Annotated in this window: 11 protein-coding genes; 6 read left to right on the top strand and 5 right to left on the bottom strand. The window is 63.7% G+C overall.

Annotation, left to right across the window (positions count from 1 at the left end; all coding sequences use genetic code 11):
• The coding region (locus EN906_RS14410) for an aldo/keto reductase (protein ID WP_164777175.1) at nt 1–710 on the top strand (710 nt) is incomplete at its 5' end.
• A gap of 90 nt (nt 711–800) precedes the next feature.
• Complete coding sequence (locus tag EN906_RS14405; protein ID WP_127268946.1) at nt 801–1427, top strand: LysE family translocator; 627 nt, start codon at nt 801–803, stop codon at nt 1425–1427.
• A gap of 25 nt (nt 1428–1452) precedes the next feature.
• Here the strand turns inward: EN906_RS14405 and EN906_RS14400 are convergent, their stop codons facing one another.
• Together EN906_RS14400 and EN906_RS14395 are read right to left on the bottom strand one after the other, a co-directional pair.
• Nucleotides 1453–2253 (bottom strand): 1-acyl-sn-glycerol-3-phosphate acyltransferase, encoded by an 801-nt coding sequence (locus tag EN906_RS14400; protein ID WP_127268948.1) that lies wholly within the window; start codon nt 2251–2253, stop codon nt 1453–1455.
• 123 nt (nt 2254–2376) lie between these two features.
• Nucleotides 2377–3279, bottom strand: coding sequence for a LysR family transcriptional regulator (locus EN906_RS14395; protein ID WP_127271084.1), 903 nt, complete (start codon nt 3277–3279; stop codon nt 2377–2379).
• Between the two features lie 117 nt (nt 3280–3396).
• On the opposite strand from EN906_RS14395, the gene EN906_RS14390 reads away from it, so the two are divergent.
• Entirely contained in the window at nt 3397–3867 is a 471-nt protein-coding gene (locus EN906_RS14390; protein ID WP_127270828.1) for a DUF1348 family protein, read from the top strand.
• Between the two features lie 24 nt (nt 3868–3891).
• Nucleotides 3892–4524, top strand: coding sequence for a pyridoxamine 5'-phosphate oxidase family protein (locus EN906_RS14385; RefSeq protein WP_127270827.1), 633 nt, complete (start codon nt 3892–3894; stop codon nt 4522–4524).
• Here EN906_RS14385 and EN906_RS14380 read toward each other — a convergent pair whose 3' ends face one another.
• From EN906_RS14380 to ftsE, 3 genes are all read right to left on the bottom strand, one after another.
• Nucleotides 4525–5250 (bottom strand): YdcF family protein, encoded by a 726-nt coding sequence (locus EN906_RS14380; RefSeq protein ID WP_127270825.1) that lies wholly within the window; start codon nt 5248–5250, stop codon nt 4525–4527.
• 132 nt (nt 5251–5382) lie between these two features.
• Nucleotides 5383–6378 carry an ABC transporter permease gene (locus EN906_RS14375; RefSeq protein WP_027038121.1) on the bottom strand — a complete coding sequence of 332 codons (996 nt, stop codon included), beginning with the start codon at nt 6376–6378 and terminating at the stop codon, nt 5383–5385.
• On the bottom strand, nt 6371–7030 hold the full coding sequence (gene ftsE / locus EN906_RS14370; protein ID WP_010911739.1) for a cell division ATP-binding protein FtsE: 660 nt from the start codon (nt 7028–7030) through the stop codon (nt 6371–6373). The genes EN906_RS14375 and ftsE overlap by 8 nt, the downstream gene beginning before the upstream one ends.
• A 192-nt stretch (nt 7031–7222) precedes the next feature.
• On the opposite strand from ftsE, the gene EN906_RS14365 reads away from it, so the two are divergent.
• Both EN906_RS14365 and EN906_RS14360 read left to right on the top strand, forming a co-directional pair.
• A complete protein-coding gene (locus EN906_RS14365) occupies nt 7223–7867 on the top strand; it encodes a hypothetical protein (RefSeq protein WP_127271081.1) in 645 nt (214 codons plus the stop codon).
• Between the two features lie 23 nt (nt 7868–7890).
• A partial coding sequence (locus tag EN906_RS14360) for a phosphoribosyltransferase family protein (protein ID WP_127375228.1) occupies nt 7891–8321 on the top strand: 431 nt, incomplete at its 3' end.

Here is an 8321-nt window from a genome sequence, read left to right as displayed (position 1 = left end):
ACAAGGTCGTGGTGATCACGAAGGTCGGTTCGGATATGGGGCAGGGGCACAAGGACCTGTCCGCCGCATACATCGAAAAGGCCGTCGACGCATCGCTGAAGCGGCTGCAGACCGAAGTCATCGATCTCTATCTGTCGCACTGGCCGGACCCCGCAACGCCCTATGAAGAAACGCTTGGCGCCTACGAGAAGCTGCTCGCCAAGGGCAAAATCCGCTATGCCGGCTGTTCGAATCTCGACGCCGGCCAGTTGCGTGCCGCACTCGATGTGGCGAGCTTGCGCAGTCTGTCGCGCTACGAGGTGCTGCAGCCGGAATACAATCTCTACGATCGCTCGTCCTTCGATGGGCCGTTGCGCGATCTGTGCGTGGCCGAGGACATCGGCGTCATCACCTATTTCAGCCTGGCCAAGGGTTTTCTCAGCGGCAAATACCGCAGCGATGCCGATCTCGGTCAAAGCCCGCGCGGCGGTGGCGTGAAAGACTATCTCAATGCGCGCGGCATGCGCATCCTTGCGGCACTCGACGCGGTTTCATCAAGGCATTCGGCCAAGCAGGCGGAAGTCGCGCTTGCCTGGGTGATTGCGCGGCCGGGTGTCACCGCGCCGATCGCCAGCGCCACCAAGCCTGAACAGATGGACAGCCTGATCAGGGCGGCGTCGCTGAAACTGACCGCCGCCGACATGGCCGAACTCGACAAAGCGAGCGGCTGAAGCTTCAGGCGCGACGCCTCGCACGAACGTCCAAGACGCCACTCTGGTCCTGCCATACCGTCTCTTCGCGCAAGGCAGGACAGAGGAGAGATGACTGAGCCGCTTCTTTCGCAGCCGGACTTTTGGGGGCAACTTCTCGCGCTCGTGCTTGCCGCCCTGGTGATCATGGGCAGCCCGGGTCCGGCAACGATAAGCGTTACCGCCGTTGGGGCCGCCTTCGGTTTGCGCCACTCGCTGGGCTATGCCTGGGGAATCATCCTGGGCACGATCGCCGTGCTTCTGGTTGTCGCGACCGGGGTCATGGCGGTGCTTACCTCGATGCCGAAGCTGGCGCCGTTGCTGGCTTTCGCCTCGGCGGCCTACATCCTCTATCTCGCCTTCAAGATCGCCACGGCGCCGCCCATGGCAGCACGCGGCGCGGAGGCTTCGTGTCCAACATGGCTGGCTGGATTCCTTCTCGCGGTCGCCAATCCGAAGGCCTATGTGGCAATCGCCGCCGTGTTCGCCGGTGCTTCGCCCAAACAGGGTAACACTGAGCTTGGTCCATGGCTGAAGCTGATGGCTCTCGCGCTGATGATCGTCGCCATCCATGCTCTGTGGCTTGTCTTGGGAGTGGCATTCGCGCGCTTCCTGCGCCGGCCGGCGGCCTCGCGGATCGTCAACCTGGTCTTTGCCGCGACGCTGGTGTTGACCACCGCGCTGGCCGTTTTCGGCTGAGAACTGCCGGCAGGAGACTTCCGGTTCAGGCTTTGGTTCTTGCGGCGTTGTCCAGCTCTTGCAGTCTTTTCACCGCTGTCGGCGGCAAGGCAGGCGGGTTTGGGCCGCGCGCGGCATCAATCAGGAACTGGTCGCAGGCAGCCTCGGTCTCGCCGATCAGCCGGGCCATGAATTCGTCCTTGCTCAGTCCCGGTGGGATCGGCGGCAGGAAGCGCGCCTTCACGGTGCCGGGGTAGCGCAGAAATTTTCGACGCGGCCAATAGAGACCGGCGACATGGGCAACCGGCACCACCGGAATGCCAAGTTGCGCATAGATTTCGACGATGCCGTATTTGTAGGCCGGCTCGTCGCCCGGCGCGCGTCTTGTCCCTTCGGGGTAGATGATGAGCTGGCGAGGATTGCGCGCCATCTCCGCCTTGGTCGCGGCGACCACGGCCTTCAGCGCTTTCGAACGGCTGCCGCGATGAACCGGAATCATGCGCATCTTCATGATGTACCAGCCGAAGAACGGGATCCAGGTGAGCTCGCGCTTCAGGATGTAGAGCGGGTCGTGAAGATAGGGAAAGAAGGCGATCGCATCCCAGAACGACTGGTGTTTGGGGGCCAGGATGAAGGAGCCTTCGGGCAGGTTTTCCCGGCCGGTGATCTCGCTCTTCGTTCCGGCGATCTTGTCGTAAAGCCACATCGAGGTGCGCGACCAAAATTTCGGCACGAACCAGGCGCGGTGCCGGGGCGACAGGAAATAGTATGGGGTCCAGAGGATCATCTGGACGATCAGGTTGACGTAAAAGACGAAATTGAACGTCAGCGATCTGATGTAGAGCATTTGGGGGGAGCCCGGTGAGGAGGTGAGCGTTGGTTACACCAAGCGCGGGAAAAAAGGAAATGGCCGCAGGGCGCTTTGGCTGGCAACGAAGAACGGTCGCCAATGGGGGTTGGCCTGGTTCCGCTACATCAGCCGCGCCAGCCGCTCCTTCAGGCGCGGGGCGGCAAAATCGAGGAATGCGCGCAGCTTGACCGGCAGCAGGCCGTGGCCCGCATGCACCAGGCTTACCGGCCATGGCTTTGGCTCAAACTCCTGCAGCAGGATGCGCAGCGTGCCGGACCGCAGCGCGGCTTCGATCTGGTAGGAAAGCACGCGTGTCAGCCCGACGCCGGCAATCGCCGCATCGATGGCCGCTTCGGCGGTGTTGACCTGAAGCCGCGAGCGGACCCGAACCGGGATTTCGGCCTTGCCCTTGGTGAAGCTCCAACTGGCGGCGGAGGCAAGTCCCTCGAAGGTGATGCAATCGTGTGTTTCCAGATCCTCCGGGGTGGTCGGCGTGCCGTGTTCGGCAAGATAGGCCGGGCTGGCGCAGACGACGCGGCGGATCGCGCCGACGCCGATGGCGACCAGGCTCGAATCGGGCAACTGGCCGATGCGGATGGCGAGATCGAAATGGTCCTCGACCAGCTGGGTTATGCGGTCGGCCAATGTCAGGCGGATGTCCACGTCTGGATAGGCGGCGAGAAAGCCGGTGACGACCGGCAGCACGTGCAGGCGGCCAAAGACGACCGGCGCGGTGATGGCCAATTCGCCGGTCGGCGCGCTGTATTCGCCGGCTGCCGTGCGTTCGGCCTCGCCGACCTCGTCCAGGATGCGGCGGCAGGCGGCAAGATAGGCCTGGCCGGCATCGGTCGGTGTCAGCCGTCGCGTCGAGCGATTCAGGAGACGTGTGTTCAGATGGCGCTCGAGATCGGAAATCTTGCGGCTGACCGTCGCCAGCGGAATGCCGAAACGGCGGCTGGCCGCGGAAAGGCTGCCGGCCTCCACCGCGGCGACAAAGAGCGACATGGCTTCGAGACGATCCATAGCTTCTTCCGGAAAATGGAAGGACAGGTTACGAATATGTCATCTCCATTTGAATGATGGAAGGCTCTATATTGTGTCTGTCGGCCTGCCCGCAGCATGGCCCACAAAGGAGTTGCCATGTCCGAAGCCCGACCGCCGCTGCCGCCGTTTACCGCCGAGACATCAGCACAGAAGGCGCGCATGGCCGAGGATGCCTGGAATTCACGCGATCCGGCGCGGGTTGCGCTCGCCTATACCAAGGACAGCCGCTGGCGCAACCGCGCCGAATTCCTGCAAGGCCGCGACGCCATCCAGGCCTTCCTGACGCGCAAATGGAGTCGCGAGCTCGACTACCGGCTGATCAAGGAGGTCTGGGCCTTCCACGGCAACCGCATCGCCGTGCGTTTCGCTTACGAATGGCGCGACGACAGCGGTTCATGGTTCCGCAGCTACGGCAACGAGAACTGGGAATTCGATGAACACGGGCTGATGCGCCTGCGCATCGCCAGCATCAACGACCTGCCGATCGGCGAGTCCGATCGTAAGTATCACTGGCCGCTCGGCCGGCGGCCGGACGACCACCCGACACTGTCGGAGCTCGGACTTTAGCATCTTGCCGCAAGGAGGCTTTCGATGAACGCGCATGCTTTCACCAGCGACGTCGCCTTCACGCCGACCGTCAAGGCAATCCAGACCCGCAAGGGCTCACGTCAGTCCTATGCCCGCGTCGAGGAGCGTGGCGGCTGGCAGGCCGGCATCACCCCGGACCTTGCCGCCTTCATCGAAATGCAGACCAGCGTCTTTCTGTCGACCGCCAATGGCGAGGGGCAGCCCTATGTCCAGCATCGCGGCGGGCCGGCCGGCTTCCTCAAGGTGCTGGATGAACATACGATCGGCTTCGCGGATTTTTCCGGCAACCGGCAGTTCATCACGCAGGGCAATCTGGCCGACAATCCAAGGGCGTTCCTGTTCCTGATCGACTATATGCACCGCCAGCGCATCAAGATCTGGGGCACGGCGCGGGTCGTCGAGAGTGACGCCGAGCTGATGGCGAAACTGATGCCGCAAGACTACAGAGCGCGCCCCGAGCAGGTCATCCTGTTCACGGTCTCGGCCTGGGATGCCAATTGCCCGCAGCACATCCCGCAACGGTTCGAGGCAGCCGACGTGGCGGCGGCACTCGGCGAGCGGGACAAGCGTATCGAACGTCTTGAGCAGGAGATCGCACGGCTCAGGGGAAATTCGGGCACGGCCGCAGGGGAATGATCAGCCGCCGGCTGCGGTTTCGGCCAGTGCGATGCCGTTGGGCGTCGGCTTGACCGGCACGATGCCGCGCGCCAGCGCCAGCAAATACTTGTTGTATTCGGTGAACAGCACGCGCAATGCCCGCGGCTTGGTCAGCCAGCCGCCATTGTCGAGGTTGGAATTGACCACCGGATAGGGCTCGAGCTTGGCGCCATGCAGCAGCCTGCCCATTTCCAGCAGGCTGCGGGGCATATGATAATTGTTGGTGACAAGGATCACCGTGCCATAGGCGTGGCTCTCGACCCATTTGGCGCTTTCCTCCGCATTGCCGATCGTATCGAGCGCGGCGCGGTCGATGTCGACGCAGCAGGAGAACAGTTTCTTGTCGCCGCCGGTCGCCGCCTGCAACTGGCGGCGGCTGGCCGAAGGATGGACGCCGCTGATCAGCAGCCGCTCGCCCTTGCCGGACGCCAGCAGATCCATCGCCGCATCGAGGCGGGACTGGCCGCCGGTCAGCACGATGATCGCGTCCGCCTTGGCCGGATTGGCAGGCGTGGTCAGGTGACTGACCTTATTGGCGAACCAGCCGAAGCCGCCGGCAAACAATGTTGCGAGGATGAGGACAGAGAGAGCGGACAGGCGCAACGCGGCTCTTAGACGGCTCACAGTGGAGCGGCCATGCGAACGGGCAACCACCACTGGCATCTGCCCAGCCGTACCGGTCGAATCCCGCGCGTCCATCGCCATATGGTTAATCCTGAAATGCGGCTTTGGGTAGGTAAAAGACGCACTTTGCGTTACGTGAATTCTCCATCCGTGATCACCCTGTCCTATCTATGTCGTTGTCCCAAAACCGGTTCCACTTTTGGGCGACATGAATTAGCCTGCATCCGGCTGGCGGACATCGATGTCGCTGAGATAGGCAACGACGGTGGCGTGGGACGTGGCAGCCGTCAGTCCGCCGATCACCAGCACCATCAACACGACACCGAGATAGCCTGCCGAACCGATGGCGAAATTGCCGAACAGGGCGGTCGCCTGGTCGGCCTGCGGCGTCGCCATATTGCGCGACGACCACCAGGAAAAGACGATGAAGACGAGCACTGCCGCGGCACCGCCGGCCGCCGCTCCCTTCATGCCGGTGACCAGGAAATGCCGGCGGAATTCGCGCGCGATGAAGCGTGCTTCGGCGCCGACGAAATGCAGCACTTCGATGATGTGACCGTTGCCGGCCATGGCGCCGCGCGTCGCGAACACCACGGTCAGCACGGTCGCCGACAGCATCAATGCCAGCACGGCAATGCCGATGGTCACCGTGGTGCGGGCCATCGCTACCAGCCGGTCGACCCAGGTGCGGTGATCATCGAGCGATGCGCTCGGCAGTTTCGGCGTGATCGCGGCGCGCATGGCAGCGAAATCGGGCGGGCTGTTCTCGTCGATGGTGACGATGATCAGGCGCGGCACGGGTAATTCATCGATGTTGAGCCCCGAGCCCAGCCAGGGCTCAAGGAGCCTCGCGGTCGCCTCGCGGTCGATGATCCGGGTCGTCTTGACGCCAGGGAATTCCCCGGCGATCTGGGAGGCCTGGGTAAGGGCTGCTTCCATGTCGAGGCCGTCGACCGGCTTGATCTGGATGGTCGCCTCGCGCGAAATCTGGTTCTCCCAGACGGACGCTGTGTCGCGCACCAGCGTCACTGCGCCGAAAGTCAGGCAGGACAGGAAGGTCATGATGGCGATCACCAGGACCAGTGCCCGGCCAGCGATGTTCTGCGCCGGCACGATCGGCGCCATCCTGCGCTGGGCGCGGGGCTTTGCCTCGGTCGCCTCGGCGTCCTGCTCCCGTTCCACAAAATGTTCGGCGGACAGTTCAGTCATAGATGTCCAGCCTTCCGCCGGCCAGGATCATGCGGCGCGCGTCGACCTGTTCCATCAGGCCAAGGTCGTGGGTGGCGATCACCACCGCGGTGCCGAGCCGGTTGAGCTCGATGAACAGCCGCAGCAGGCGTCGCGCCAGAGGCGGATCGACATTGCCGGTCGGTTCGTCGGCGAGCAGGATTTCCGGCTGCTCGATCAGCGCCCGCGCGATCGCCGCGCGCTGCTTCTCGCCGCCGGACAGAACCGGCGGCAGCACGTGCATGCGCTCGCCCAGCCCGACCCACTTCAACAGTTCGGTGACATCGGTGCGGTAGCTCGCCTCCTCGCGCCCGCGCACGCGCAGCGGCAGCGCGACGTTCTCGTAGGTGGTCATGTGGTCGAGCAGGCGAAAATCCTGGAACACCACGCCGATGCGGCGGCGCAGATGCGGCAATTCGGTGCGCGAGATGCGCGAACGGTCCTTGCCAAAGATGGTGATCAGCCCGCGCGTCGGCTTCAGCGACATGAACAGCAGGCGCAGCAAGGTCGTCTTGCCGGCGCCCGAAGGCCCGCTGAGGAACTGGAAGGAGCGCTCCGGGATGTGCAGGGAGATGTCGCGGAGGATTTCCGGACCCATGCCATAGCGGAGGCCGACATTTTCGAAACGAATCAATTTCGACGACCTGAATTTCGGCACGGCGGCGAGCCGGCCTGTTCTGGGTAAAGACCATCGGCCGGCATGGTTAACCGGCGGTTAATTTCTGGGCTCTTTCGGCTCGTCACGAGGGCTCCGGTGGGGAAGCGTTAACCATTTGTGTTTACGCAAAAGAAACGAAAAGCGAACACGTGCTGCAATGCTGGGGCCATGATGGCTGACGATCGAACCGCGCGCCCGGTTTCCGGCGAAATCATGACCGATCCGGCGGCAATTGCCGCAGCGGACCGGTTCATGCGTGGTTCGGCCGCCGACATCGTCGATGCCGACTACGTGGTGATGCCGCGCCTTGCGCCTGCCGTGGAGAGCGTTTCGCCGCTGCCGCGCGCGATCGTCATGCCACCCGTCGCGGGCATGGACATGCTGCGCAAGCCCGAGGCCCCGCCGGAGCGGCTACCAGCCTCGCGCGGCGGGCCGATCTTCTGGGTCGCTGGTATCGGCGCTGCCTTGGCCGCGTTCTGGGTCTCCGGCGGGCACGCGCTGGTGCGCCAGGCGCCGTTCCTGTCCAGCGCGCAGGCGTCGGCGCTCAGCATTTCGGGCGTCACGTCACGCGTCGACGCTACCGGGCCGAACGCCGCACTGTTCGTCGATGGTGAGGCCGTCAATGATGGTGCGAAACCGACGGAGTTGCCGCCGCTCGAAATCCGGGTGACCGGCAATGACGGGCAGACTACCCGCTATACGTTGGGGACATCCGGCCGTTCGCTGGCGTCTGGCGAAAGATTCGGCTTTGCCAGCCGGCTCGACGTGCCTAGAAACGGTGTGAAGACCGTGTCGGTCACTTTCGCCGAATAGGCGATCACCGGGGAAGACCATCAATGCCCATCGTACGCGGCAAGGACATCGAGGTTCTGTTTTCAGCATCGGCGATCGCGCGGCGCAATCTCGAGCTCGCCAAGGAGATTGCCGGACACGACTATCACGATCTGCTGGTGATCTCGGTGCTGAAGGGCTCGTTTATCTTCGCCGCCGATCTTATCCGGGCCATGCACGATGTCGGCCTGTCGCCGGAGGTCGAATTCATCTTCATCTCCAGCTATGGCGCCGGCACCAGCAGCGGCGAGGTGAGGGTGCTGCGCGACATCGACAATGAGGTCGCCGGCCGCGACGTGCTGCTGATCGACGACATTCTCGAATCGGGGAAGACGCTGAGCTTTACCCGCGAGCTGATGTTGTCGCGGGGCGCCAAGAGCTGTTCGATCGCCGTGCTGCTCGACAAGCGCATGCGCCGCCAGACCGAGCTCAATGC

Origin of the sequence: Mesorhizobium sp. M7A.F.Ca.CA.004.06.1.1, from assembly GCF_003999135.1 — a bacterium.
Lineage (GTDB): Bacteria > Pseudomonadota > Alphaproteobacteria > Rhizobiales > Rhizobiaceae > Mesorhizobium.
This window is presented reverse-complemented; position numbering and strand designations above follow the sequence as displayed.

Coding starts and splice junctions, on each gene's coding strand:
- EN906_RS14405 (WP_127268946.1), top strand. CDS start 801: ATGACTGAGCCGCTTCTTTCGCAGCCGGACTTTTGGGGGCAACTTCTC.
- EN906_RS14400 (WP_127268948.1), bottom strand. CDS start 2,253: ATGCTCTACATCAGATCGCTGACGTTCAATTTCGTCTTTTACGTCAAC.
- EN906_RS14395 (WP_127271084.1), bottom strand. CDS start 3,279: ATGGATCGTCTCGAAGCCATGTCGCTCTTTGTCGCCGCGGTGGAGGCC.
- EN906_RS14390 (WP_127270828.1), top strand. CDS start 3,397: ATGTCCGAAGCCCGACCGCCGCTGCCGCCGTTTACCGCCGAGACATCA.
- EN906_RS14385 (WP_127270827.1), top strand. CDS start 3,892: ATGAACGCGCATGCTTTCACCAGCGACGTCGCCTTCACGCCGACCGTC.
- EN906_RS14380 (WP_127270825.1), bottom strand. CDS start 5,250: ATGGCGATGGACGCGCGGGATTCGACCGGTACGGCTGGGCAGATGCCA.
- EN906_RS14375 (WP_027038121.1), bottom strand. CDS start 6,378: ATGACTGAACTGTCCGCCGAACATTTTGTGGAACGGGAGCAGGACGCC.
- EN906_RS14365 (WP_127271081.1), top strand. CDS start 7,223: ATGATGGCTGACGATCGAACCGCGCGCCCGGTTTCCGGCGAAATCATG.